This window comes from Ornithinibacillus halophilus (assembly GCF_900129485.1).
In the GTDB taxonomy this organism is placed as follows: domain Bacteria; phylum Bacillota; class Bacilli; order Bacillales; family Amphibacillaceae; genus Ornithinibacillus; species Ornithinibacillus halophilus.
On record NZ_FQVW01000010.1, the window covers coordinates 35,348 to 61,873 of the forward strand.

At 35.3% G+C, this 26,526-nt stretch carries 30 protein-coding genes, 1 pseudogene and 3 riboswitches; of the genes and pseudogenes, 13 read left to right on the forward strand and 18 right to left on the reverse strand.

What is annotated here, in order from left to right; genetic code table 11:
- Positions 1–123 precede the first annotated feature (123 nt).
- Positions 124–879 carry an AAA family ATPase gene (locus tag BUB12_RS06375; protein ID WP_072889228.1) on the reverse strand — a complete coding sequence of 252 codons (756 nt, stop codon included), beginning with the start codon at positions 877–879 and terminating at the stop codon, positions 124–126.
- A 115-nt stretch (positions 880–994) separates the two neighbouring features.
- Positions 995–2,443: a vWA domain-containing protein gene (locus BUB12_RS06380; RefSeq protein WP_072889230.1), complete on the reverse strand. Its 1,449-nt coding sequence runs from the start codon at positions 2,441–2,443 to the stop codon at positions 995–997.
- 244 nt (positions 2,444–2,687) lie between these two features.
- Between BUB12_RS06380 and BUB12_RS06385 the strand changes: the two genes are divergently transcribed.
- Both BUB12_RS06385 and BUB12_RS06390 read left to right on the forward strand, forming a co-directional pair.
- On the forward strand, positions 2,688–3,716 hold the full coding sequence (locus BUB12_RS06385) for a hypothetical protein (protein WP_072889232.1): 1,029 nt from the start codon (positions 2,688–2,690) through the stop codon (positions 3,714–3,716).
- Positions 3,717–3,836: 120 nt separating this feature from the next.
- A complete protein-coding gene (locus BUB12_RS06390; protein ID WP_072889234.1) occupies positions 3,837–4,763 on the forward strand; it encodes a threonine ammonia-lyase in 927 nt (308 codons plus the stop codon).
- A gap of 61 nt (positions 4,764–4,824) precedes the next feature.
- Here the strand turns inward: BUB12_RS06390 and BUB12_RS17515 are convergent, their stop codons facing one another.
- From BUB12_RS17515 to BUB12_RS06415, 6 genes are all read right to left on the reverse strand, one after another.
- Positions 4,825–4,947, reverse strand: a complete 123-nt coding sequence (locus BUB12_RS17515) for a YuzL family protein (RefSeq protein ID WP_407668439.1) — start codon at positions 4,945–4,947, stop codon at positions 4,825–4,827.
- A gap of 131 nt (positions 4,948–5,078) precedes the next feature.
- Complete coding sequence (locus BUB12_RS06395; protein WP_072889236.1) at positions 5,079–5,501, reverse strand: SRPBCC family protein; 423 nt, start codon at positions 5,499–5,501, stop codon at positions 5,079–5,081.
- A gap of 34 nt (positions 5,502–5,535) precedes the next feature.
- Positions 5,536–5,928 (reverse strand): hypothetical protein, encoded by a 393-nt coding sequence (locus BUB12_RS06400; protein ID WP_072889238.1) that lies wholly within the window; start codon positions 5,926–5,928, stop codon positions 5,536–5,538.
- 142 nt (positions 5,929–6,070) lie between these two features.
- Positions 6,071–7,213 carry a DUF4279 domain-containing protein gene (locus BUB12_RS17450; protein WP_084063240.1) on the reverse strand — a complete coding sequence of 381 codons (1,143 nt, stop codon included), beginning with the start codon at positions 7,211–7,213 and terminating at the stop codon, positions 6,071–6,073.
- A 119-nt stretch (positions 7,214–7,332) separates the two neighbouring features.
- The gene (locus tag BUB12_RS06410; protein WP_234982592.1) at positions 7,333–7,785 is read right to left on the reverse strand and encodes a hemerythrin domain-containing protein; all 453 of its coding nucleotides are present in this window, start codon (positions 7,783–7,785) and stop codon (positions 7,333–7,335) included.
- A gap of 62 nt (positions 7,786–7,847) precedes the next feature.
- Positions 7,848–8,042 carry a YwbE family protein gene (locus BUB12_RS06415; RefSeq protein WP_072889240.1) on the reverse strand — a complete coding sequence of 65 codons (195 nt, stop codon included), beginning with the start codon at positions 8,040–8,042 and terminating at the stop codon, positions 7,848–7,850.
- A 290-nt stretch (positions 8,043–8,332) separates the two neighbouring features.
- Here BUB12_RS06415 and BUB12_RS06420 point away from each other — a divergent pair, with 290 nt between their 5' ends.
- The 3 genes from BUB12_RS06420 to BUB12_RS06430 all read left to right on the forward strand — a co-directional run bounded on the left by BUB12_RS06420 (position 8,333) and on the right by BUB12_RS06430 (position 10,837).
- Positions 8,333–8,839 (forward strand): DoxX family protein, encoded by a 507-nt coding sequence (locus tag BUB12_RS06420; protein WP_072889242.1) that lies wholly within the window; start codon positions 8,333–8,335, stop codon positions 8,837–8,839.
- 311 nt (positions 8,840–9,150) lie between these two features.
- Positions 9,151–9,768 (forward strand): hypothetical protein, encoded by a 618-nt coding sequence (locus BUB12_RS06425; protein WP_072889244.1) that lies wholly within the window; start codon positions 9,151–9,153, stop codon positions 9,766–9,768.
- Between the two features lie 239 nt (positions 9,769–10,007).
- Positions 10,008–10,098, forward strand: a riboswitch (glycine riboswitch).
- Between the two features lie 2 nt (positions 10,099–10,100).
- Positions 10,101–10,177: riboswitch (glycine riboswitch) on the forward strand.
- A 30-nt stretch (positions 10,178–10,207) separates the two neighbouring features.
- A complete protein-coding gene (locus BUB12_RS06430) occupies positions 10,208–10,837 on the forward strand; it encodes a trimeric intracellular cation channel family protein (RefSeq protein ID WP_072889246.1) in 630 nt (209 codons plus the stop codon).
- 25 nt (positions 10,838–10,862) lie between these two features.
- Here the strand turns inward: BUB12_RS06430 and BUB12_RS06435 are convergent, their stop codons facing one another.
- The 5 genes from BUB12_RS06435 to BUB12_RS06450 form a co-directional block, all read right to left on the reverse strand.
- Positions 10,863–11,357 carry a LysM peptidoglycan-binding domain-containing protein gene (locus tag BUB12_RS06435; RefSeq protein WP_072889248.1) on the reverse strand — a complete coding sequence of 165 codons (495 nt, stop codon included), beginning with the start codon at positions 11,355–11,357 and terminating at the stop codon, positions 10,863–10,865.
- A gap of 106 nt (positions 11,358–11,463) precedes the next feature.
- Positions 11,464–11,877: a hypothetical protein gene (locus tag BUB12_RS06440; protein WP_234982593.1), complete on the reverse strand. Its 414-nt coding sequence runs from the start codon at positions 11,875–11,877 to the stop codon at positions 11,464–11,466.
- Between the two features lie 100 nt (positions 11,878–11,977).
- A complete protein-coding gene (locus BUB12_RS06445) occupies positions 11,978–13,138 on the reverse strand; it encodes a globin-coupled sensor protein (protein WP_327196137.1) in 1,161 nt (386 codons plus the stop codon).
- Entirely contained in the window at positions 13,120–13,275 is a 156-nt protein-coding gene (locus tag BUB12_RS17620) for a hypothetical protein (protein WP_159431549.1), read from the reverse strand. The genes BUB12_RS06445 and BUB12_RS17620 overlap by 19 nt, the downstream gene beginning before the upstream one ends.
- A 210-nt stretch (positions 13,276–13,485) precedes the next feature.
- Positions 13,486–14,724: a DUF418 domain-containing protein gene (locus BUB12_RS06450; RefSeq protein ID WP_072889254.1), complete on the reverse strand. Its 1,239-nt coding sequence runs from the start codon at positions 14,722–14,724 to the stop codon at positions 13,486–13,488.
- A gap of 209 nt (positions 14,725–14,933) precedes the next feature.
- Here BUB12_RS06450 and BUB12_RS06455 point away from each other — a divergent pair, with 209 nt between their 5' ends.
- On the forward strand, positions 14,934–15,608 hold the full coding sequence (locus BUB12_RS06455; protein WP_072889256.1) for a DUF3888 domain-containing protein: 675 nt from the start codon (positions 14,934–14,936) through the stop codon (positions 15,606–15,608).
- Between the two features lie 240 nt (positions 15,609–15,848).
- On the opposite strand, the pseudogene BUB12_RS17990 reads toward BUB12_RS06455, so the two are convergent.
- A pseudogene (locus BUB12_RS17990) lies at positions 15,849–16,262 on the reverse strand (ATP synthase beta subunit C-terminal domain-containing protein); the annotation flags it as partial.
- A 100-nt stretch (positions 16,263–16,362) separates the two neighbouring features.
- Entirely contained in the window at positions 16,363–16,521 is a 159-nt protein-coding gene (locus BUB12_RS17625) for a hypothetical protein (protein WP_159431550.1), read from the reverse strand.
- 510 nt (positions 16,522–17,031) lie between these two features.
- On the opposite strand from BUB12_RS17625, the gene BUB12_RS06465 reads away from it, so the two are divergent.
- The 4 genes from BUB12_RS06465 (at position 17,032) to BUB12_RS06480 (ending at position 20,629) form a co-directional block, all read left to right on the forward strand.
- The gene (locus tag BUB12_RS06465; protein ID WP_072889258.1) at positions 17,032–17,382 is read left to right on the forward strand and encodes a hypothetical protein; all 351 of its coding nucleotides are present in this window, start codon (positions 17,032–17,034) and stop codon (positions 17,380–17,382) included.
- Between the two features lie 69 nt (positions 17,383–17,451).
- The gene (locus BUB12_RS06470) at positions 17,452–18,111 is read left to right on the forward strand and encodes a DUF5819 family protein (RefSeq protein WP_234982595.1); all 660 of its coding nucleotides are present in this window, start codon (positions 17,452–17,454) and stop codon (positions 18,109–18,111) included.
- On the forward strand, positions 18,108–19,445 hold the full coding sequence (locus BUB12_RS06475; RefSeq protein WP_072889262.1) for a DCC1-like thiol-disulfide oxidoreductase family protein: 1,338 nt from the start codon (positions 18,108–18,110) through the stop codon (positions 19,443–19,445). Before BUB12_RS06470 ends, BUB12_RS06475 begins: the two co-directional genes overlap by 4 nt.
- Positions 19,446–19,450: 5 nt before the next feature.
- Positions 19,451–20,629, forward strand: coding sequence for a transglutaminase-like domain-containing protein (locus BUB12_RS06480; RefSeq protein WP_072889264.1), 1,179 nt, complete (start codon positions 19,451–19,453; stop codon positions 20,627–20,629).
- A 75-nt stretch (positions 20,630–20,704) separates the two neighbouring features.
- Here BUB12_RS06480 and BUB12_RS06485 read toward each other — a convergent pair whose 3' ends face one another.
- From BUB12_RS06485 to BUB12_RS06495, 3 genes are all read right to left on the reverse strand, one after another.
- Entirely contained in the window at positions 20,705–21,019 is a 315-nt protein-coding gene (locus tag BUB12_RS06485; protein ID WP_072889266.1) for a DMT family transporter, read from the reverse strand.
- Positions 21,019–21,360 (reverse strand): DMT family transporter, encoded by a 342-nt coding sequence (locus BUB12_RS06490; protein WP_072889269.1) that lies wholly within the window; start codon positions 21,358–21,360, stop codon positions 21,019–21,021. Before BUB12_RS06490 ends, BUB12_RS06485 begins: the two co-directional genes overlap by 1 nt.
- Positions 21,361–21,436: 76 nt before the next feature.
- Positions 21,437–21,532, reverse strand: a riboswitch (guanidine-I (ykkC/yxkD leader).
- Between the two features lie 41 nt (positions 21,533–21,573).
- Complete coding sequence (locus tag BUB12_RS06495) at positions 21,574–23,655, reverse strand: sensor domain-containing protein (protein WP_159431551.1); 2,082 nt, start codon at positions 23,653–23,655, stop codon at positions 21,574–21,576.
- 304 nt (positions 23,656–23,959) lie between these two features.
- Here BUB12_RS06495 and BUB12_RS06505 point away from each other — a divergent pair, with 304 nt between their 5' ends.
- From BUB12_RS06505 to BUB12_RS06515, 3 genes are all read left to right on the forward strand, one after another.
- Complete coding sequence (locus BUB12_RS06505; protein ID WP_072889272.1) at positions 23,960–25,360, forward strand: purine-cytosine permease family protein; 1,401 nt, start codon at positions 23,960–23,962, stop codon at positions 25,358–25,360.
- 168 nt (positions 25,361–25,528) lie between these two features.
- Complete coding sequence (locus tag BUB12_RS06510) at positions 25,529–26,005, forward strand: glutathione peroxidase (RefSeq protein WP_072889275.1); 477 nt, start codon at positions 25,529–25,531, stop codon at positions 26,003–26,005.
- A 23-nt stretch (positions 26,006–26,028) separates the two neighbouring features.
- Positions 26,029–26,472, forward strand: coding sequence for a MarR family winged helix-turn-helix transcriptional regulator (locus BUB12_RS06515; protein ID WP_084063243.1), 444 nt, complete (start codon positions 26,029–26,031; stop codon positions 26,470–26,472).
- The last annotated feature ends 54 nt before the right edge of the window (positions 26,473–26,526 follow it).

Below are 26,526 nucleotides of genomic sequence, written 5' to 3' on the forward strand. Positions count from 1 at the left end.
TAAGTAAAGCGTAAACGTTTACGTAAGTATAGTAACATAATTTGAAAACGCTTGTAAGTAATTATTGTTGATAGATGGTGAAGTTCAACTGTTCTGATATTTCAAACCGAAAATAGAGCGATTCTACTGAAGTAAATGATGTAAAAGTCGATCTCGATCCTCGAAAAATTGTTTAAATATCTGATAATGATTAGTATCTTCTAATCTGACTTCTTGCATTCCATCCTCTGTTAGTTCCACAATTTTTGCTTGTGGGAATGCCATCAAAATAGGGGAATGAGTGGATATGATAAACTGTGATTCTTGTTGAACTAGATCATTAATTCTTGCTAGCATAGATAATTGTCGTATAGGAGATAACGCTGCTTCAGGTTCATCTAAGATATATAACCCTTCTCCTCTAAAACGTTCATTAAATGCTGCAAAAAAAGATTCTCCATGAGACTGTTCATGTAACGACCTCCCACCAAAGGAATCGATTATTTTCCCTGATCGACCTGGCTCACGATCCATTTCTTCTATATTTGTCGCTACATTATAAAATGTCTCAGAACGAAAGAAAAAACTATCCTTTGGCCGAAGTACGCCTCTTGCGATTGTAAGGTATTGATCTAAAATGGAATGAGAATCATAACTTGAAAAGTTAAAATTAAACGTACCACCTTCTGGGTTAAAGCCTAATGCAACAGCAATTCCTTCAAGCAAGGTCGATTTTCCCATTCCATTTTCTCCAACGATATACGTGACATTAGGGTGTAAATCCAAACTCGTTAACTGTTTTATAACCGGTAAAGAAAATGGAAATGTATTATAAGAAGGGATTAAATCTTTCTTTAGACTTATCCTTTTAATATACTGGCTATCTATATCAAGTATCATCATATTATCTCCCAACTACCAATTCTATATATGTAACGTACCATGATTTTTTGAATAATGAAAACCATACGACAAACTATGATTTAGTCTGTCGTATGGCCTAGACTCTCATTACCTAAAAGGCATCTCCTCGTTCATCTTTTCTTCTTGACATTTCTTCCTTCCACTCATTGACTCTTTCCTTAATTTCATCAGATATAGCATTGATTTCGTCAATTTTTTGTGAACGTAAATCTCTGAGTTCATCAAAGCGCTTCGTGTAATTTCCTGATAGTAAATCCCTTAATTCATCCCTCACTTCTCTCGGGACCATTTCTTCATCTCTCAATATGATTAAGGCTTGATCATACCTTTCATCTTCCTTTTTCACTAATGCTCTAATTTTGTCGTGGTCTTCATCATATTCTTCATATTTTCTTAAAATCTCCCATGGACCAGGTGCTTTTGTATGTGCCCAAGCTAACTCAGCACGCGATGGGAGCCACTCATATTCAATCGTTTCCTTTAGTTCATCTGCATCATCTGCAGAATAATACTCGCCGTTTCCTGCTTCTGAAACATCTTTCAATTGTTCTTCAGCGTCTTGATTGACATTAAAACCGATGATATTTACTTTTCGATGCTCATTTTCTTTTACAAACGATTCGGCAGCTAGAACTGGATTTCCATCACAAGTCTCAACGCCATCACTAACAATGTATAACGTAATAGCTCCCTCTGTATCCTGGCTCATCTCTGTCGCTTTTTCAATCGCGCCAGCTAAAGGTGTCCAACCTTTACTTTCAAAACTGGCTAGTGATTCTTCAAAACTACCTTGTTCATAAGCACCTAAAGGATAAATTTCTTCGATTGTCTCACAAGATAGTTGTTTATCCGCCCCAGATTCCGAACCTTTATGTCCGTAAACAACTAATGATATATCATTATCTTGACCAATCACATCGGCAAACTGTTGAACAGCCTCCTTGGCAATATCCATTTTCACTCTGCCATCAACAGATAATAGCATACTGGAACTAGCATCCAATAGGAGAATTGCTTTCCCCTTTTCTGCTTGTTCTCCCTCTTCCTCTCCTTCTACTACTTTTGCACCTGGTAAATCAGGCTCTGGAAAATCTGGATCATAGGCCAAAGCCGATTCAATTGCTTCGGTGTAATTAGGTGAACCTAAAAAATGCACAATTGCCTTTTCTATATCAATCGGATTTTGGGTTTCAGATGTAACTAATTGTAAGTACTCAGTTAATTCATCTGTATGCTCGGAAACGAATTGCTTCGCATCCATTTCTATTTCTTGCTCTAATGTAATGCCCTCTAATAATTGTCCACCAACTTGATTAATCATTCCTTCTCTAGAAGGATCAACTATAGAAAGACTCGCAATCGAGAATCTTTCCTCTTCTTTCTCTTGGTGATCATTTTCAATTTGATTTTGGTCGTCGTTATCCTCAACCTCAGCAACTGAATTATTATCATCTGGCTCTAGTTCATTTTCAGGTTCCTCATTACTACAAGCAGCCAAACATAAACTAAAAAATAATAGTACAAAAATTATCTTCTTCAATCCTACCTTCCTCCTTGGCTCCATTTCTTAACTATAGGTTGAATTGAATGGAACAAATGGTCAATATACCATAATTCCTATTTTCTACCTTGGTAAAAAAGAACCAGAAAAAATTCTTTTAAAATAGACACAGCAGATAGTATTAACGACCTAAAATTACACAGTTGTCGAAATAAATCGTCATTAAATCTTTTGTTCGTCATATATATGGTAACTGTACAAAAAAACAGGAGGAAATAAACATATGATAAGGAAACCTTACTCACTATTGTCAGTAGTCGTTTTGTTCCTATTAGCAATATTACTTGTTGCTTGTTCAGATGGTGAGGATTCGAATGAAGAGAACCAGTCTAATCACAATACGAATTCTACAGAAAATGAAGAAGTAAATGATGAACAAAATAGCGCTGACAATTCTACTGAAGAAGAAGAAGAACTTCCAGGGTTGGATTTACGTGTGCTTGATATTGAGCAAGTTCAGTACGATGCTGAAAGTTGGGATAACTACAATCCAGATGAACATTTGTTTTTAGAACATGACCAACGACTTTACGTCTCTCATCAGATTACATCGGATTTATTAGGAATTAATATACAATATGATGCAGATAACTTGTTTGCCGAAGTGTTAGAAGGAGAAAGTGACTACCAACATGAGACAATACATACTGACCATTCCTCTGCCATTGTCGAAGTAAATGAGTATTGGCGTTACGATCACGATGATTATTGGATGGCTACAGGTGCTGAGGAAGATTATCACTTTCTCGAGTATGAGGGGAATTTATATATTCCACAAAGGGTAGTTGAAATGATAGGCTATGCTCCAATTCGATATGATCGTTCACAAAATACGATTAACTTCGGCTTACTCGCTGAACCAATTGACATGTTTGAAAACGCAGAAGTTAGTAATAGTAGTGGAAGTTTACTAATTGAACCTAGAAATAGTTATACTTTTGAGGGTGAGAACCTAGGTGCAGGATATTATGTCGAGTTTGGGACGCGAACATTTTCTAGTGGTGGTGCCATTGAGATTAACACAAATGGAGAATATAAAGAATTAGTGATTGATATTTTATCGGTTGGTACTAGCGATAGCAAGGACATGGACGTTGAAGTTAGTGATTATTTTGGTCATGTCGACAGCATTACAATCCCTGCTCAAGAAACAGAAACACTTACAATCGATATATCAGGCCGTAATGCCATCATTATAGAAATAACTAATAATATTAAAGCACATGCGTATTTTTCAGGTACATTAAGATGATTATATAAGGATTTTGTAAAAAGTAGACCTATGATAAGATTAGGTCTACTTTTATTTTGTTCATATGACACTATTTCTGTTATTCTTAACACAACAAAGGATAAATAAGGTGGTGAAACCATGATTATTGTTCATGATGTACTTCAAGCACGCGAGATTATTAAGGAAGTTGTTCATGAGACTCCAATCTTACACTCATCCCAGCTTAGTACAATCTCTGAAAACCAAATGTATTGTAAAGCAGAGCATTTGCAAAAAACTGGTTCTTTTAAAATCCGAGGTGCCACCAATAAAGTGAAGCAAGCTGTTCGAGAAGGAGCAACCTATGTTACTGCAGCATCTAGTGGAAATCATGGACAAGCTGTTGCATACATTGCAAAGCAATTAGGAATACCTTCAACAATCGTTGTCCCTGTTGACGCAAAAGAAAGCAAAGTAAATGCTATTAAAGCATATGGAGGATCCATAGAAAAATGTGGGACTACCTCAGCTGAAAGACTGCCAAAAGCGAAAGAATTGGCAGTTCAGCATAATGGTACGTTTATTCCACCTTATGATGACCCTTTTATTATGGCTGGACAAGGGACAATTGGGTTAGAAATATTGGAACAGTTAGAAGATGTGGATGTAGTAGTTGTGCCGATTGGTGGTGGACTATTATCCGGTATTTTAGTAGCGATCAAACAAACCAAGCCTAAAGTAAAAATTATTGGAGTTGAACCCGAGACGGCCAATGATACGTACCTCTCTTTACAAAACAAGAAAATCACTTCTATAACTAGGACTTCCACCATTGCTGATGGTTTAAGAACGAGTCAGCCAGGTGATATGACATTTCCAATCTTGCAACAATACTTGGATGACTTAGTACTAGTTTCTGAAGAAGAAATTAAAGTAGCTCAAAACTTTGTACTGGAACGAATGAAGCAGCTTATTGAGCCGTCAAGTGCCGTCACTGTTGCTGCCGCTATGAATAAAAAATTGGGGATTACGGGTAAAAATGTCGTCTGCGTACTATCCGGGGGAAATGTAGATATTCAGGTATGATACGTGTCAGTATGAACAATCCGGTCGCTTCATGGAAAGACGAACGACCGGAGACTGTTCATTACGTACGCTTTTTCTTCTTTCTCGATGAATCGAGTTTTTTCTTTCCTGTTTCCCTATTGGTTGTTCCTTGCCCTTCTACATCAGAAGAACCCATTCCAACCCCTACTTTTCTCTTAGCCACATCCTTCACCTCCATTGTTGCTTTTCGATGGCAGTACTATATTTTCCCTAATACAATGTTTTATGTTAAAAAAGCACGGAACTTTATTCAATTAGAAAACCCTTAGTGTACCTCACACACTAAGGGCTTTCTTATAGGTTTTCTGCAAGATCTTTAATAACTTTTTTAGACTCTACAGCATCATAATACATTTGGCCATTTTTAATTAGAGAAAAATTACCTATTTCGATTTGTAACAATGTACCTCCATCATGCTCTTCTAAAAAATATCGATAGGCAACATCGCCTTCATTTGGTTTTACTTCCCAATTTGACAAGTATAAAGAAATGATTAATTCTTTCTTTTCTTCTGCCTTTATAATGGTAGTAATGGTTTTACCTCCATTTGGATTTTCCCATACTACTTGACTTCCTTTGGTCATCTTTTCACTTGGATAATCCTCCGGTAATTCATCCCATTGGGCAACGTATTTTGGGGTAACGAGTACTTCCCATACTTTTTCCGGTTCAGCATTAATATGTATTTCATCTTTTACAACTAAATGATTTTCCATAATAACTCCCTCTTAAACATCTATTTACTACTCATTATACACGATCAGCGTCTACTCTACTCTTTAACAATCCTTTAAAATTATCACGATAATACCAAACTAATACTACTTCTATACCAACAACAAGTAGCGCTAAGGCCAACATACCTGGGTCAACGAATAGATGAAAGGCTAGTATGTTTACAATAAGGCTTGCTAGTAAAACTAAAGCTAAAGGGACAAATCGGCGAATAATTAACAGTAACCCTGCTATGATCTCTACTCCTTTTTCCATAGCTAAAAGATAGCCATCACCGAGAAACTCCATGGCTGCCGGGCTAGTCGGAGCAAAAGGTTCCAATCCGAATAAAACTACATATCCATTTAAACCTGCACCTAAAAAGATAAGTCCTAACGCGAGTTCCATAATTCTTACAAATACTTTCATAGGTACCCTCCTCGTATATTGAACAAGTTTTTCTTAGGTGCATTATGTTAATTATACTTATTCCATGTTAACTTCCATTATACTTGCTCATACCAATAAGAATTCATCTTGGATAATTGTTGAATAGATCATTTAGGTTTCATTATAATTTTCTACCTTTAAAATTAATTCCATCGCTTTCAAATCGTATATTCTCGTCAAATGGCATGACGTAAGTGTCAAATCCGATATATTCAGACTTAATTAGGTGTGCGAAACTTAAGATTTTCTTATTTAACGTGAGTACAGGCATTTCTCCATTTTCTACTTCTAAAACAACCTGAATATGCGATTTCAAATTATACTTCTCACGTAGTTCATTAATGATATATATTTTGCTATAAAATCTACGGACAAACAAATCCATTTGTTCTTCTAAGTCAATAGATTCTACATAATCCATATCATATTCCCAACAAGTTTCTTGATAATACCTTTTATAATATGGATTAGGTCGTCCATGTGGAGGAATGATTTCTTCTCCTTTTTTATATGTCTTACTAGGCTGGATTTCGAGTTTTTCAGTAATTTCATCTAATGGAAATTCATCACCATAGATACTTAAATAAATACGGATTTTTGATTTTTCCTCATTGAGTTCAATTTTTCCTTTTTTAATAAAAGATTCAATAATTTTCATCAAGGATCTAATGATGTTTATATTTTCATCCACACTGAGGTTCGATTCTAGGAGATCATTAGCTCCAGTTACATGTGCAATGATTAGATGATCCTTCTCTTCTAGTAGGTGTACCTCGTCTTCATAAAGCAAGTCACCGTCTTCTCCAAATAGTACAAGTCCCTTATTGGAACGGTGTGACAAAGCTTGATGCACGCTTGGATGCTGAATCTTAGGAGAAAACCAAATTGCTTGTACTTTGGGATAAGCTTGATGTAGGAGAAAATGGGAAGCAATTGTTGAGCCCACACCTATCGAAACAAACTGTATTTCTTCATATTGTTGTTTTTGTTGAAGAAACGAAGCAATCATCTCGTTAACTATCATTGGTAGTTTTTCTTCATCAAATTGATTCATAGAATAGTGAAATTGTAGTGTATCAAACCCTGCCTCCAAAAAGACTTGATTCGAATACCATAATAAAGGTCCTTGCGTAGTATATTCATAACTTGGAAGGACAATGGCTAACTTGTTAGACTGGTTTCCTACTTCAGTCCATGTAATGGGCATAGATAGATTATTGCTCTCTATGCTTCCTTTATGTAGTTGTAGTTGATGGAATTTCATGACCCCTGCTCCCTTTCTTTTCCACCTATTATAGTATCTATTTATTCATTATAATACTATTATTCTGTTAATTTTCAATAACATTATTTGTTTTATTTATAAGGTGCTTAAGAGCCTATTTAATGCAAATATGGTGCAAGTTCGATTAATTTCTCTTCTGGCAAGGCTTTTTCAATCATCGGAAAAATAACTCGTTCTTCTTTTCGAATATGAGTCTCTAATAATTCTCCTAATGCTTGCATTTTACTTGTATTGAATTCTTCTGCATCTAATATTTGTTTGATTTGTGAGCGAATCTTGACGTGTTCCAGAAGCATTTCGATTACTTCAGGTTGTTCGATAGACGCATACTCAGCATATGCTGGTAATAAAATTTCCTCTTCTTCTCTAAAATGTTCTTGTCCATTAGGATTCCAAAAGTCATCAACATCCCTTTTAATCTCTTCTAACGTTAATCGACTTTCCTCTGTTCCAGCACGTTTTAACTTTAAAGCTACGTGCAACCCAACCATATGGTGACGAGATAATGGTTTTAGTGATTCATGCCTCTTAATTCCTTTATGCTTTGCCATGTAAATACACCCTTTCCTACTACTGAAAACAAGACCGTAGTCTCAATGTTAGATTCTAATTTTCATTTCAAAATTTCCTTTACCCTACCTACTGTACCATCTTCCAACATGACCTTAATACCATGCGGATGACTACTGGAATTAGTCAATATCTTTGAAACAACGCCTTCCGTTAACTCTCCTGAACGCTGATGCTGCTTCTGTACTACTTTCACTCGAATACCCTGTTTAATGTTTACTCGTTTTGTTCCCGGCATCTTTTGTGGCCCCTCCAATTCATTACTATTCACTAGGATTCCCAATATTTTCTTTAGTATAGCAGAAAAAGGTGCCTGTCACTCCCCGACTTTTGTCGATTCGACAATTTTCGGGAAGTGAAAGGCACCATACATTCATAATTATGTCAAAAAGTCTTTACTGATTTGTGAACGAATGAACATTACACATTATATTAGTATTTATCATGCTATAATTTCTACTGTGTCAATGTTGTTTATCATCATGTGAAACATTGAGCATTAAACTACATATAAGGAGTTGGAACATTATGTTTATGAATTTTATTCGTTCTAATAAAATAGTTGCTGGTCTACTGGCACTATTAAGAATATATATCGGTTATCGATGGGTTACGGCAGGTTATGCCAAAATAAAAAGTGGAGGCTTTGATGCTGGTGGATTTATCCAAATGGCATCAGAAAATTCAGCAGTTCCAGGTTGGTGGGCTGCTTTTCTAAAAGCAGTTGCTCTTCCTAATCAAGAGTTATTCTCCTTCATGGTAATGTGGGGGGAATTGTTGGTTGGTATTGCCCTAATCACAGGGATCTTCACAAACTTTGCTGCTTTAATGGGAGTAACGATGAATTTATCTTTCTTATTCAGTGGATCAGGTATGTTGGACGCACAAATGGCAGTCGTTACAGTGTTTATAGTCATTGCTGGTAGAAACGCTGGAAGACTTGGATTAGACCGTTGGGTTCTTCCAATGTTATCGAAAAAAATAAAACAAACCTTGCATAAAAAACCAAAAGAAAAACATGTGGCACTAGCTTAAAAGGTCAGCCTCCTATCATAATGGAGGCTGACCTCTTTTTTAATTATCCGTATTTCGTGCTGAAGACCTACCTTTATTTCGTCTTTGTTCATCTGGTCTTTTAGCTTTATTATTCTTTTTCTTTGGTGCATGTGAATCTTTTACCATGTACTTCCCTCCAATGTTCAAAGTATGTTTAGTTTTATCGGATTTTAGTGGAAATATTCAAGCCTAAATTCATGAACGAAATACCAATATATTACGAGCATTCCTATCTTAGTATTGGGAAAAGTACTAGCGACGACACATTTTTATATACTGGAGGATAAATAATGAAAAAACTTCTATCCATTCTAATATTAATATTACTTGTAGCATGTCAAAGTAACGATACACAATCTGACTTGGAAGAAAGTAATAAAAGTGAGAAGGAGAGCCAGCTTGAAGTAGACAAAAACCTCTTAAATGTAGAAGTAACTTTACCACCTTCCATGTTTGAAGGTGATGATATTGATGAGGTAATTGCTAATGCAAAGGAAAAAGGGGTTAAGGAAGTCACCCAAAATGATGATGGCTCACTTACCTATAAAATGTCAAAAGCAACTCACCGAGAAGTATTGGATTCGGTGAAAGACGAAATAAATGTAGCTCTTGATGAAATGGAGACAAGTGAGGACTATCCTTCTATAAAAGAAGTTAGTGCCAACAATTCCTTTACAGAGTTTACCGTCGAAGTGGAAAAGGAAGCATATGAAAACAGTTTAGATGGCTTTGCCTTATTTGGCCTTGGAATCTATGGAGGTTACTACCAAATTTTTAATGGTGTTGACCCAGATGATTATAAGGTAACAATTTATACGATCGACCAAGAAACGCAAGAAGATATTGGTACACTTATCATTCCAGATGACTTAGAGGATCTTGAGAGCGAAACGGGGGATGAAGAATAAAGTTAAACTTTAATTAGTGGGGGTCTTTTTTCAGCCCCCACTTACCCTCTTCTCTAAATCTTCTCGTTTAAGGTATTACTGCTCGTTAGGCCCTATTTTTAACACCTTCAAAAATGAGTTCATTCAGGATAAAAAATAATTATTTTTTTATTGACAGTGCAAACTTCTCCTATATAATTGATACATGTAAAATGAATTAAGAAACGAATTATGATAACGGAATACACTAATACTAGCGGAAGACTGCTGTGGGAGAGAACGTACTTCACGTCACCGAAGGGGCAAATCGTAACCGATGAATCTCTCAGGTAAAAAGACTACAGCAGGACGCTTCTCTGGAGAGCGCTTCATCCACCCAAGGGGTACACCTTCTACTTATAGGTAAAACTCTCAGGTACAAGGACAGAGACATTTACTTAGTTATTAGGGGGGGACGTATATGGTTTGGGATGTATTAAATATGATTGGAACTATTGCCTTTGCAGTGAGTGGAGCAATTGTGGCCTTGGAAGTAAAATACGATATTGTTGGTGCCTATGTTTTAGGCTTAATTACCGCATTCGGTGGAGGAGCAATTCGAAATCTTTTTACTGGTATACCAATTATTGAACTATGGCAACAAACAACACTATTTATCATTGCTATTATCACCATAAGTATTGTCTTTTTATTACCTAGTCATTCAGTATATGTATTACAAAAATGGAGTATTTTTGACTCGATCGGTCTATCGGCATTTGCCGTTCAAGGGGCAATGTATGCCCATTCTGTCGACTTACCCCTCTTTGCCGTTATGTTTTCTGCTGCCATCACTGGAGCAGGTGGAGGAATTATTCGCGATGTATTGGCTCAAAAAAAGCCTATCGTCTTGCGTCAAGATGTTTATTTGTTATGGGCACTTTTTGCTGGTTTTATTATAGGAATGGGCTGGTTAACAGAGTCATATCACTTCTATCTACTGTTTGCTATAACTTTAACCCTACGAGGAATTTCACACCGATACGGATGGAGTTTACCAACTAGAACTATTCAAGAACCTTCTAAAAAACGTATACGTAATGTAGCATAATGGGCAGCCCTCAGACTGCCCATTTTTATTTTGTATTAGGAATAATGATTTGATACCCAGGATAAACAACATCCGGTGATAAGCCGGGGCGGTTCTGATTTGCCATAAGTAATGTTGAGGTTGATACCCCAAAGCGCTCGGCAATTTGGAAAAAAGCATCACCTGGTTCAACCGAGTAAATCTGGGCTGGAATTTGAAGCACCTGATTGTAAAAAATGACGTTTGGATTCTCAATCTGTGGATTCAGTTCCAAAATCTTCTCAACGGTCGTTGAATAACGCTCAGCAATTTGATATAGTGCTTCTCCAATATCAACAATATGATTTACTTGTTTTTTCCCAGGTGTCGTTACAACTAATACTTGACCAGGAAAAATTTGATACAGATCCATTATGGGAGGATATACCGCATTTGCTTCTACTAATAGTGGAACAGTTCCACCAATGTTGGAAGCTATATTAAATAATGTATCACCAGGTTTCACGGTATAAATAAACGATTTCCCGTCTACAATTGGCATTGAAAAATCACTCCTACATTCTTTTAATCTCATCCTATTCATCTGCCTATGGATGGGTGAGATACAAAATGTAAGAGTAAAATTATGAATCTAACTATTCTCCGTACTATAATGTGCTTTTAACTATTTCAATTAAATTATCAACGATTTCTTCAGATACGTCCCTTCCTTGCCCTTGAAAGAAGATTTTATCTTGATTAATACGAATAATTGAACTTGGATAATGTCCTTTTTGAACAAGATGCAACCCCAATATAGAATCATCTGCAGGTGTTTTTTGTTCTATTACAAGTCCATTTAATTGGTGTAAGAAGTTCATTATTTTCTCAATAGAATCTGGATCACTAATATTAATTGTTTGAGCCTGTCCTATTCCAACAACCTCAATGTAATCGATTTTAGAGGTATCTAATAAATCATTACTAATAACTAGCTTGTCTTCTTCACCTATATTAAATAAAAATATAGGTGTTATTATTCCTAAGACAAGGACAATCGTTAGTATTTTTTTATTCATCAATAAATCACCTCGATTTATCAAGCCCTTACTACAATACTAACATAATATTCAAAAAAAACGGCAACCGAAATTTTGGTTACCATTTAATCATGAACAACTATTAATAGTGCTGCATTCTTGAATTTAGTGTCACTGCAGAATCTGAAACATTAGAAGCTGTTTCTGTAATGGCTTCTACACTAGTGAAAATGTTTTCTAAGCCACTCTCTATATCGATCATCGTTTCTTTTGTTTGCTTTAAAGAATTTAGAATTTCATCAAAGCTTGTTTCCATGCTGCTTAAATCTTGTTCACTTTTTTCAATTAAATCAGTCGTATTTTTAACCTCTTCGGCATTTTTCAAGACTTGATCATTGGTATTTCCGATAATACTTGAAATATTTTCTACTGACTTCTTCGTTTCATTTGCTAGTTTTCGAACCTCATCTGCAACAACTGCAAAGCCTTTTCCTGATTCTCCTGCTCTCGCTGCTTCAATGGCAGCATTTAATGCAAGTAAGTTCGTCTGTTCTGCAATCGTCTGTACAATCGTTATCACTTCTCTGATTTCACTAGAGTATGACGTTAATACATTCATGTTCTGTGAAATGCTGAAACAGCTCTGCTTCACTGTATCCAACATCATTCGTAACTGCTCTAACTGTTTACTTCCTTCATCAGCTAATTCCTCCGTCTCCAACATACTTTTCGTTCCTACTTTAGATTCAGAGGAAATCACTTCCGTTTGTGACCTTATTTCTTCGATGGAAGCTGTTGTCTCTTGTGTTATCGCTGCTAAATCATTCGCTGTATCCCCAATATGGGATTTGATTTCATTACGAATTTCCTGTTCCTTTTCCTTTTCCACTCTTTTGGTTTCTTCTTCAAAAGCTTGTATTACTAATTGAATTTCTAAACTAATAATCTTTGTAACTGTATCAATGGCTTTCATTAAAAACTTGTTATCCTCAATTTCATTAAATAAAAGATGGTTAATATCGGTTTGAATACTTTGGAAGGAATTAATGTACCATTTGGAGGGAAGTTTAATTTTCACGTGTCTTCTAGCGATGAATAATCGTTTCCTTACATATTCTTCGTCAATTGTTCCTTCAAACATCTCAATTAGATGTCTTCTCAAAGTTTTTGACAATCTTTCCAAAGAACTATTCTTTTCAATGATTTCTTTTAGGGAAGATTCCTGTAAGATCCGATCATAGAAGTTATTAACAATTTTTTCTGAGTTCTTCTCGATTAAAGGTTTTAATTCAATAGTTTTAATTCAATAGATACTTGTAAATGTTCTTTTGAAAAATTCATTAACTCAAGCTGTTTACTCAAGTCTTTATCAAAATTTACAGCTAACACGACCTTGTGAGAACTTACATCATAAATTTTTTTAGATTTCTTTCTTAGCATCATTATCCCCCTAGTCAATCTATAACACTATTTTACTAATTAACTATGGGGAATACGGTCATAATAATGACAAATAAAGTAAAAATATGTAAATTCTTTGTAAATCAGACATTTCGCTTTCTACTTAACTTTACCAAATGAATAGCAGATAATAATAAGGGTCCATTCTCTCAATTGATGTTGAGAATGAACCCTTTTTCTTAGATACAACTATAATGATTGATGCAACGTGTCCGAATTAGCAATCTCTTGTTTCTTCATGGGCTGAATCTTTAAATAAGTGAGCGTTCTCCAAATCCATTCAAAAGGTCCAAAACGAAAACGTTTCATCCACAGTGTACTAAAAACTATTTGACCTGCAAAAATGACAACGCAAATGAGAGTCCCCATCGCTAAACTAACCTCTCCGTAATATCCAAACCCTACAAATATTGTTAGAGAAATGACAGTTTGCATTAAATAGTTTGTTAGTGCCATTTGACCAGTATAGGCAAGTGGACGCAACATTCTTTGCCATTTTCCATTATGAAGAAAAACAGTCAAGGCTGAAATATAAAACAAACATAATGGGATGCTACTTACACTCGTTAATACTTCCGTAACATATGTTTGTTTTACACCCCAGTTTAAAATATCTAAAACAAATAATGCTAATAGAACTACAAATGGTAGACTAATTAAAAATGTAATTAAGCGAACTTTTTTAAATAGCGCTAAATGCTCGGTTATATTTTGGAAAATACCAGCTTTCCCTGCAGCTAACCCAATGAGAAACATAGCAAAGATGGGAATCATTGCAGGAACAAGGTTCAGTAAGATGAGTGGTAATTCTGTTCCAAGTCGGTATGTAAGCCATTCCCCATACCCAGCTTGTTGATAGACGGATACGTACTCTGAAATAATCCCTGCTATAGATGGAGATGAAGCTTCTATTTCCGTTAAAATTTCACTCGGTATTAATAGCATTAGACCAATAAAGGCATTATACACAACGATAAAACTGATGGCCCATATTAGCATCGTTTTAATTTTCCTTTGATAGAAAAATAGTAAAAATAACCCTGCAAGTGCATATGTATGGAGAATGTCCCCAAACCAAAGAGAAATTAAATGGATCACCCCAAATAATAGTAATGCCAATGCTCTTCTAACGAATAAACCATTTGCACCAATTCCTTTTTGCTTTGCACGGCTTATGAAGATATAAAACCCTAGACCAAATAAAAAGGAAAACATCGTAAAGAACTTCATATCAACAAATACGGTGAAGAAAGCATCAACCCAATAATCCAATCCAGTATATTCCATCTTGAATCCATGAATGACTTTCATAAACTCAGGGGAATGGAATGATGGCATATTCACTAAAAATATCCCAAACAACGCAAAGCCTCTAATAATATCAATGGTTCGTATTCGTTCATTGCCAGTAACTGATAAACTATTCATAGCATCCTCCTTTAATGTGTAGTTAACTATACGAATGCAATCTTTAAAAGTTTCAAAGTCTATTATTTAATTTTCAAATAAGAAAAGCTTAGTGCTATAGAAAATGTTCCTCCTAATGCTCCCGTCTCGTAAAGGGTCATACATATACTGGACTTATTTCGTGGATAGAAGCAACATCATAATGGAATGATAAATCCGAGGTGATCGTTATGAAAAAGTGGGTAACCGTTATCCTAATAAGTTTTTATTTTTTATTTCCTATTACAGTACATGGAGAAGAAAATCAAGCCGTTGCTCAAGATTTTGATATCGACTTGTCCGGTTATGAATTACATACAATTGGTACATTTAATCAACCAGGTGGAAAAATAACACCACGTTCTCAGTTGTTTTTCCATATTCTTGAGCGCAAGCAGGAGTGGTTAGATGAGCCACGTTTTTACACAAAAGACAAGAAAGGTTACGTGCATCTTTGGAAAAAGGATGGGACAAATGTTCTTTATCATGTAACGAAAAAACCAACTGGTATGTGGGAGATTATTGATATTAAAAGAAAGAAAATAGACAGAATACCTGTATCAAAAACACATTTGAAAGAAATCTTGATTGAACAATTAGTAGACCCAATTAGTAAAGCAATTGAAGAACACTACGAACCGAAACTTTGGTACAGGGGGCTAGAAAAGATTACAGCAATCAAAAAAGTGGAGACGGACAATGTGTTTTACGTGACGGTACAGGTCCAAACGTTTGAAGGGGCACACAATCCTCCATATGGTGAAGAAACAATAACCTTCAGAATCAAAGGAGACGAGATAAGTGTTACTGAGTATAAGCATAGGGATATACCTGAGGAGGAATGGTCTAAATTAAAGTTACGCTAAAGAGAGGTCGGGGTATTAGATGAATCGTAGTTCCGTTATTTGCCCTAAAAAATAGATGAAACGGTTGGAGTCGGTCCCTGGTTCCGTTATTTAAGCAAATAGGCTAGAAATATAGGTTAAATTGGAGAATAACGGAATCAGGAACCGTGAACATATGAAAATTAGGTATATTTGTTAATATAACGGAAAGAGGATCCACCATTGAAGTGGATCCTGCGTTACAGAGGTAATATTGAATTACTAGTTTGCTAGTTTCCCAATATTCTCTATTTCTGTTACCTCATTCTCGTCGACTGCTCCGTTCAAAATTTTTTGCACGTCTATTAATGTGTCTTGAAGGCTTACTGATTGCCCTGATTTTTGGGTAAACGGTTCAGCTACAGAAAAAGGCTGTGTTAAATATGCCTCGAGTCTTTCGCCTCTTTTATAGGTTTGTAATTCTGGTTTTGGGATTCTTTCAATTCCTCTAACATTTACTAATGATCGGAGTTCTCGGTAGCGACGAAGTATTTTTAGGGCTTTTTGTTGAATGATAAAATGCTCTTGGTCTAGGTGGGCTCCCTCAAGAACAGATGATGTTGAACTAAGAGGATTAACAGCTGGGAAACGGTGTCTTGCTACAAGATCAGCATCGAATTGCCATAAAGTTTCTAATTACTGACAATTACAACAGTTTTTTACTTTTTAGGGGACTGTAAGGGACAGTTCATCATCTTCTTCTATGTAGTATGGAGAAGTGAACTGTCCCTTAGATTCACTTATTCTGTTGCTTCTTTTTTTCTCTTGCAGCTCGTTTTCTTGCTTTTTTGCTCTGAGTAAATTCTACTCCAAATTCTGTGTCAGCTGCGTTATTCGTTAATTCTGATGCTTGTGGCTGTTGACTCTGATTTTTCTTCTTTCGTTTCTTAGCCATTCTTTACTCTCCTTTCTTAGCTAAATTTAATAATCAGAGTCTAGTATTCCTCAAGCATATTTTTGTATTCACAAAAATGGAATTTATGACATTTCCTCCATCTACTTCAAAAATAGAGATTCCTAGTAAGCACCTAAACTCCAATACCTTATCCTAAATCGCTACAAACTATTAAAATTAATAGAATTGTAAATGACACTGAAAAGATCACTTTAGTATTCACTTATAACCTTACATATCCCGGTACTAGTATTATTAGAAAATACTACCAACCAAATATAATAGATTTTTTACTAAATGAAGATAAATATCTTGTTTCTTGTCGATTCGTCGCAGATTATGTGGAAAGTTTCCCCAAATAAGAATTATCATTGAATTTTAGTAGACTAACCAGCTGAATTCCAGCTAACTTTCCCAATACAAAGAGTCTTCAAGAAGTGTTACGATTACTTTACAACATTGACAATATTGCAACAGTGAAACTATTTTAATAGAAAGGAGTGAGCCCTCTTGAAGAAAAAGGTATTAATTCTATTCATTGCAGTTGCGGCTATTTTTGCTGGAATTTCATCTACATCAGTTTTAGCAACAACTGAGCAACCTGTTCAGAGAGTCGACTTTAAACATGCTGACGAATCTGAAGTTGTTAAACCTGAATACATACCAGCATTAGTAGCAATTGCAAACGCGGCGAGAGTTGCACAAGCTGGTGTAAAAGCAGCTAAATGGGCTGGTGGTGCATTTGGTGTTGGATTCACTGGTGCTGCTGGTGCTGACTTGTACAACAGAATTACTGGAACTTTTTCAACAGAAGAAGTAGTTCCTGAAGATGCTGAAGTTGTATTTGATCTAAATAATTAAACTATAAAACTATTGGCCTCAATTTAATTATTGAGGCCAATATAGATTATAGGAAAGGACACGATTCATTTGAAAACAAAGAAGTTATTTTTCATACTAATTTCAGTAATTTTTACGTTTCATTTTCTTATGACTGCAATTTACGTTCTACCATTTAATCCGGTTAAAAATAACTTAAGTGCGGCAATTAATACATATATGACACCTTTATTCCTTCAAAACTGGCAATTATTTGCACCGGATCCTCTATCCAGTACAGTTTATATTTATGTCCAAGCTAAAGATGAGCAAGGAAATGAATCAAGTTGGGTAGACATTTCATCTCAACTATACGATTACAACCATAAGAATCGTTTTTCTCCATATAATCGGTTAGTTCGTTTAGGGTCAGGAGCATACTTACAAGCTACCCATGTAGATGAATTGGCTAACCGAGTTGAACAGAAGAAATTGAGTAATGGTATAAGCGAAAACGAGGAAAATCTAAACGAGGAAAAGGATTTATCTGAATATCAAAAAGATGGAATTCAGAAATTATATAACTTAGGTTGGTATTATGTAATGAGTGAAAATACAAATGAGAATGTAGAGTCGATTAGAGTAAGAATTTCTAGAGAACAACCTGTTCCTTTTACAGAGCGTAAAAATTCTAATTATGAACGAGAAGAAACATATTTTACTTTTGACTGGGAACCTGTTAATGAGTTAAGAGGAGGGAGTCGTAATTGAATAGCTTAATACATAAATTTTCTACCAAAAAAGCAACAATAGGTGCTAGTATTCTAAGAATAGGTTTCGGTATATTAATTCTCTATTTATATGCAATTAATTATAGCTACCGTCACCTGTTATGGGGGTACAATAGTCTAGCAAATACGGAGTACTCTCAATTATTTAAAAGCTTCTCCCTATATCAATTTGGTAATTCAAATCTATTTTTTGAGATTATATTCCATCTAGGTATACTTATTGCAATTATGTTTACTTTAGGATATAAAACTAGAATCGTTAGCGTACTAAACTTTATATTTCTTTTTTCCATACATCAAGAAAATCCGACCATATTAGATGGTGGAGACAATATTATGATTATCGTATTAATTTACCTAATATTCGTAAAAACAAATGCCTATTTTTCTGTAGATAAATATTTAAGCCAGGGCAAAGTTAAGAGATATAGTGATAATTTTTATGTGAATATTATTCATAACTTTGGTGTCCTTGCTATTATCTTGCAACTTTGTATCTTATATTTAAATTCGTCCCTTTATAAAGTAATGGGGGAAGTATGGCAAAATGGAACGGCAATTTACTATATCTTACAAGTTAAAGAATTTAATCTTCCATGGGTAACCACCATTGTTAATTCATCCGATTTCCTAATTGTCTTTATCACCTATTTTACAATACTAATGCAATTAGCCTTTCCTTTTATGCTCTTAAATAGAGTAACCAAATATATTGCATTAGCATGCGTAGTTCCTATGCATTTAGGGATTGCTTTTGTAATGGGGCTTATACCATTTTCATTAACTATGATTATAATTGATGCTATTCTAATAAGTAATAATGATTACAGAAGAGTATATCATTACTTCAATGCAAAATTTCAAAAGGAAAAAATTGCACCTTCTGCTATTCCTCAATCTGACTTAATTCCAAAAACGACTAACATAGTTGTTTTATATGATGGATGGTGCCCACTTTGTCAAAAAGTAAAAAGTAGAATAGAGAAAATTGATATTTCTAATAAAGTCTATTTTCTATCTTTTAGAGACCAAGGAGTATTACAGGGTATTGGTATCAGTCCAAATGAAGCAGAGAAAGAAATGATTGCTATTGATATTCAAAAAAATAACCTTTACAGTGGGGTACACAGTTTTTATCAAATATCTCAAAAGACTCCTCTACTATGGTTCCTTTCTCCTTTTCTTTTTATAGGAATTATTGTAGGTCTAGGGGATAAAATTTATAACTTCATAGCTAGTAGAAGAAGTATCGTTCCAATTAATCAATGTTCCGTTGACGATTGTGAGATACAGTTAGATAAAAACAGGGGGTAACATAAGTGAATAGAACCGTAAATGTAGATTACAAATACCATAATACGATTTGTGAAAAAATGAATTTATGGATGATTTTACCCTCTTCTACGATGGACTATAGAAGTGATGTCATTGAACCTAAACAAGTTCACACGCTGTTGAGTGATGAAAAAATGGCTTATTTCGAATTAGAAGAAGGTCAAACATTACATGTGAATTATGATGCTCAAGAATATAAAGCAGACAAGGAATTGTCCTTATCTGAAGAGAAAAGGAAGTATTATCTTAGGGATACTACGTTATCACCAGTTAACAAGGAAATAAGAGAACTTGCATTAGATATAGTGAAGACTGAACAACGTACGGTAGAAAAGGCACGAGCGATTTTTCATTATATTGTTAGTAATTTTAAATACGTCTATCCACCACAAAGTCGGGGTGTCTATCCTTTTTTAAAGACAATGGAAGGTGATTGTGGGGAATTTTCCTTTTTATTTACATCATTATGTCGTTCGTTACAGATTCCAGCAAGAACAGTTGTCGGCAGTTGGGCGAACGGAAAAATGAATGGACATGTTTGGAATGAATACTTTATTGAAGGAGAAGGATGGATCCCAGTTGATAGTAGTATGGCGCGCTTAACTAGAAGAAACATCTTTAAATTTATCGATAGCGACATCCGAACCCTAAATTGGAGGAAATACTTTGGGTATACAGAGGGACAACGAGTGGTATTCGCGAAGGATGCCGATATGGAATTAATTCCATCCTTTCAAGAAGAGAAAAATGAAAAGGTTTTTTATAACATGGAAGCAATGTACATCAATGACGAAGCCTTTTACTGGGGGCAGCAATCATTACATGAGAATGCTCCTTATCTTCAACCAGTGTATGTACAGCTAGATTCAAACGAAGAATTTCAGCAACAAAAACTGACTACGACAGATTTATTAGGATTTTGGCAAATTCGGGAACTAGGGACCTCCCATATTCTCTCCCGATTAAAAATTTTTTCCATTGTACTAGGGTTAATTGCGCTACCTATCGCGTTTATTTTTGATAATATGTATGCTGAAATTTTGTATAAAGGCTTCTTTATTATCTTTTTTATTAGTTCTATCCTGCGTCGAGAAAGAATTGGAATATTTTCGTTTCTATTGCTGTTGATGATTATGTCTTTATTATCATCCGTTTCATCCTAAAGTAAAACTGCAATCAATGGGGGTATTCTTTTCCCCACTGATTGCAATTTTCAAATCATCCATCTCTACCAAGTACTATGAAACTAATTTGAGTCCTACGGCTGCACTTAATACCATCGCGATGAAGAACAGCCGCTTCCAGTCACGCGATTCCCCGTACAGGACCATTCCTAATATCGCACCACCTGATGCTCCAATTCCTGTCCAAATAGCATAAGCTGTAGCCATTGGGAGTGTTTCCATTGCAAGGGATAAAAATAGAAAGCTAGCACCAAAGGCAAGAGTCAATAAAACTAGTGATTTCCAATCGCGATCATTATGAAGTTTATTTATCATTGCTACTCCACACATTTCAAATATTCCAGCTAAAACTAAATAAAACCATGCCATTACGACTCAGCCCCTTCCTGTACATCATCTTCCGTGACCAGCTTCAATCCAATCACACCTGCTAATAAAAGTAAGATAAGGAGAATTTTACTTATTTTAAATGGTTCATCAAAAAATAATATCTCTGAAATGACCGTACCTGCAGTACCTAGTCCAACAAAAACAGCATAAACCGTTCCAACGGGTAGTTTTTTTCCTGCCATAATCAAGCCGTAGAAGCTAATAATGATTGCAATAACGGTTCCAGTCCATGTCCAAAAGTCATATGCATGCTTCAAACCAATAACCCAAAACACCTCAAACACAGCCGCTATTATAACTTGAATCCAATACTTATTCATTGTAAACTCCTTCCCCAATTCTGTTATCAAAGCAAAAGTTAATAGTAAAAAGCCCAGGAGATACTATTCAATAGTAATCTCCCGGGCTTTTATCCCTCCGTGCCATAGCAATGCTATGTGTTTTCTCTCGGTCCAGACCAATACAAATTGCGGAACCCTAGAAAACGATAGATATGCAATTATTTATTAGTATACTTTAATTTGGAGTTGTTGTCATCCTTTCGACAAAAACCGGGAAGTGACAGGCACCTCTGCTACCGGACGACTAAAGTAATAACCTTGGCCTACCTGGCAATGTAGTGTATTCAAGAATTGCAGCTGATCTTCTGTTTCAATTCCTTCTGCGACGACACTCAGTTTTAGATGGTTAGCCATATCAAGTATAGTTTTTACGATGACTCCCTCATCTTCTAGCATTTCTTGGATAAAGGACCGATCAATTTTTAAACAGTCAACCGGTAATTTTCTCAAATTAGATAACGAAGAATATCCTGTCCCAAAATCATCAATCGATAACCGTACACCGATTTCTTTTAACTTTTTCAAAATATGGATAGCATAATCTGGGTCTTGCATAAAACTCTCCGTAATCTCCAAATCCACATACTTGGCTTCTAATCCGGTTTTCTCTAATGTCTTCTCTACCATTAAGACTAGTTCTTCTCCAATCATATAAGGAGAAATATTGACACCAATTCGTAATGGGGGTATTCCTTGTTGTTGCCACTCTTTCCCTTTTAAACAGGCAGTTTCCAATACCCATTCGGTCAGTTGGCCAATTACCCCTATTTCTTCTGCTATCGGAATAAATTCTCCAGGAGAAATGAATCCTAATTCTTCATTTTCCCAACGAATTAGCGCCTCGACACCAACCATCTCATTGGTGCGTAAATCAATTTGAGGCTGGTACAATAAATGAAAGTCTTTATGTTCTACTGCTTTACGTAACTCATTTTCCATAGTTGCTCGTTTTCTTATTTCATTATATTTTTCTGATGAATAAAATTGTGCTCCCTGTATATGTTTATTTTTTGCAACAAACATAGCACTGTCTGCTTTTCTTACTAGAGATTCAATATCCTTACCATCATCCGGATAGATACTTACCCCAATACTAGCTGTTAAATAAAGTGATTCTCCGTCTGTTGGGAATGGGTTAATTAACAAATGATGTATTAAATCGGTCAATTCCTCAATTTCATCGATTGAACAATCTTTAATCGCAAAGATGAACACATCCCCACTAAAACGATACAAATCAACGTTCTCTGGTTTGTGAATTTGAAACCGATTTGCTACCCCCTTAAGGATTTGATCGCCGATTGTATGCCCTAATTTATCATTGATTGTTTTGAACCGATTAATATCAACAATCAATATTGCCATCCGTCTTTTTTCCTTGTTCTCTATAACCCAGCTGTTTAATTCCTCATACAAATACCAACGATTTCTAAGTCCAGTTAATTGGTCGTGATAGGATTGGTGCTGGATTCTTTCCTGGTTTTTTATTTGCTCCGTTATTTCATGTCGAATTGCTATGTACTGATAGGGTTTTCCCTCTTTGTTGAGAAATGGAACAATTGTCGTACTGACCCAATAATAGGAGCCATCTTTTGCCTTGTTTTTAATATTTCCTCTCCACACCTGTCCACTTTGAATCGTTTGCCACATTTCTCGAAAAAAAGATTTCGGGTGGTAACCTGAATTTAGAACACGATGGGTCTTTCCAACTAATTCATCTTGACGATATTTAGATATCTCGGTCAGTTTTTTATTAACATATGTAATCATGCCACTAGGTTCTGTTATAGCAACAATAGCAGATTCATCCAGCGCATACTTAATATCTTGTAACTCTTTGTCTTTTACTTCTAGAATCATTTCATTTGATTTATGAAAAGTGATGTCTTTCCCTAATACAACTAGTTCTTTTCGGGTACCATCTTCTTGAAAGAATGGGATTTTAACCACTTCAAAAACATTCCACTTTCCATCATTATCTTGTATACGTTCTTCAAACTTAGATATACTACTATTCGACCATGTTTGTTCATCAGATTGATGGCTATTTTCAAAGAACCATTTATAGTCTGGGTAATCTTTTTCTAATTCTTCATCCTTCTTGCCTAATACATCTAAATTTCGTAATTTTGCTAGTTTATGGTTATTGCCTAAGATATTTACTTTAACCCACTTACCTTGTCCATCTTTAATACACATGAAATCCACTAGCTTTTCCATGATATTCAAGATAGAATAGTTTTCCTTTTTCAACTCATTCAGTAAATCAATCATAGGTATTATCTCCTGTGCATCTAGGTTCGTTTTCATTTAGCTGCCAATTCGACAAAATCCGGGAAGTGACAGGCACCATTATAATAGCATGAAAAGTGCAGCTTAACCAACATCATTACCGTGCCTATTAACACTATTTACACGTTAACTATAGTAAAAACAAGATAAATAGGGATAAAGTCTGTTTAATTACGAAATATGCAATATATTCCGGTTTGTCCTATTAATTTATAATTGTTATAGTTATAAAGTCGTCCTTTTAAATGATGCTACGTAATTCAACATAGAAAAGGAGATGATGTTTATGGTAGCCTCTCAATCGAAAGAACTACAATCGGTTGAAAATGTGGACAGTGATTATTCACTTGATCGTGTTCCACGCGACAAAAGAAACATGGGTTGGTTAAGTATTACGAACATTACATTTGGAATTGCAACTGCTATTTTCTATTTCCAAATGGGAAGTGTGATGGCACTTCAATTCGGAGCTATTAATGCTATAATATCTGCCGTTTATGCGATTATCGTCGCAGGAGTACTAGGTACATTTATTGCTTATTTATCAGCAAAATCAGGAATGAATGTCAATTTATTATCTAGAGGTGGTGGATTTGGCTATATCGGCGCATCCTTAACCTCTTTTATTTATGCAACAAATTTCATTATGTATTGTGCATTGGAAGGACTAATTCTAGTCGCTGCAGTGTATGAATTCTTTCCAGCTATTCCAAAATGGGCACTTATCTTATTCTTTGGCTCTATCGTTATTCCTCTAAATTGGTTCGGTATCAAGCAGTTAGACAAACTTCAAAAATGGTCTTTACCTTTATTTTTCGTTTTCTTAATAGCTGCAATTATAATGGCTGCACTAAAACCTTCAAGTTATGATGGAAGCTTTTGGTCCTATATGCCAGAAGGTGTCCAAGTTGGAGGAACTGCATTATTACTCTGTATTGGAATGCAACACGGAATCATGGGTCTTACCCCACTACTTGCCTCGGATTATGCTCGCTTTTTAAAACCAAAAGACACAAAAATAGGTATCTTTGCGATTGGATTTATCCCACAAATTTTCTGCTTTGGAATAATGGGTGGTCTTGGAATTTGGTTTGGTGTTCGCTTAGGTGAACCAAATCCTGGTGTATACATCGTATTATTACTAGGTATCTGGGGAGCATTATTCACTATTTTAACTCAGGTCCGCATTAATGTGACTAATATTTATAGTGGTTCCTTATCGTTATCTAGTTTCTTTGAAAATATCTTTAAATTTAAACCCGGACGACGTTTTTGGGTAGTCGTAACTGGTGTATCTGCTATTATCTTAATGCTATTAAATATTGTGGATCACTTAGAAGAGGTTATGACATTCCAAGGTGTCTTTCTACTGACTTGGGCAACTATCTTAGTAACAGATGCTGTTATTGTGAAGAAGGTTTTAAAAATTGGTCCTGGATATTATGAAGCTAGACAAGGACATTTATTTAAATGGAACCCAGTTGGTGTAGGTGCCTTGATTATTGCAAGTGGACTTGGAACAATTGCAGCATTAGGCTTTATGGGAACTTTCCTTGCTAGTACTGCTGCATTCTTTGCTGCCATTCTTGCTGCAATCTTAACCGTAGTATTGGCAGTGATGACGAAAGGAAAATATTATATTAAAAAAGAAGCTCATGATATAGATAACGATGACTATATCGTGTAGCACGAACTTGATAAAATGTTCAAAAACAACCCATGTTAATTAAGAAAAGGTATTGCTATCTGTGGTAGCAATACTTTTTTTGTTCGACAAAAACCGGGAAGTGACAGGCACCACAAAATCGTGTACAATTAAATCGTACACGATTAATTAAATTTGGGAGGAATCTTGATGACTACTGTTTATGATTTTACGGTTAAGAAGACGGATGGTTCGGAACAATCTTTGAAAGACTATGAAGGAAAACCTTTACTTATTGTGAACACTGCAAGCAAATGTGGATTAACCGATCAATTTAAAGAACTTCAAGAGATTTATGAGAAATATAAAGATAAGGAATTCGTTATTTTAGGATTTCCGTGTGGCCAGTTTAATAATCAAGAATTCGACAATATTGAAGAAACTACTGAGTTTTGTCAATTGAATTATGGAGTTACATTCCCAATGTACGGTAAAATTGATGTCAACGGTAAAAATGAGGACCCGCTATTCAGTTATTTAAAATCAGCAAAAGGTGGCCTCCTTTCAAAAGATATCAAGTGGAACTTCACCAAATTCCTTATTGACAAAAACGGTCAGGTAGTTGAACGTTATGCACCAACTACAAAACCAAGTAAAATAGAAAAAGACATCACGAAACAACTATAAGAGATTGAAAGGGGATGAATTCCGTGAATGACTTTCTATCACTAGATAAACAGCTATGTTTTGCCATTTATGAGGCTAGCAGTCAATTCACTAAATTATATACTAATGTACTTCATCCCTTTGGTATTACCTATCCCCAATACCTAGTCTTACTAGCTTTATGGGAAAAAGATGGGCTTTCGGCTAAAGAATTAGGCAATCGTTTAAATCTAGGTACCGGTACACTTACACCGATGATCAAGCGAATGGAAGTTAATAACTGGGTAAAAAAAGAGCGCTCAACGACAGACGAAAGAAGAGTTAGTATTTTCCTTCAACCAAAGGCTTTGAGAGAAAAAGATGCCATTAATCAATCCATCGCTAAAGCAATAGACACCTGTAATATAGAATTAAAAGAATATGAAGCACTAATGAAACAGCTAAAAATGCTTCGTGAAAAACTAGAACTAAGACATGAAAAAGCTTGAGAAATGTTATCTCAAGCTTTTTGTATATTTGCTAATTCAATAACCAAACCCTTG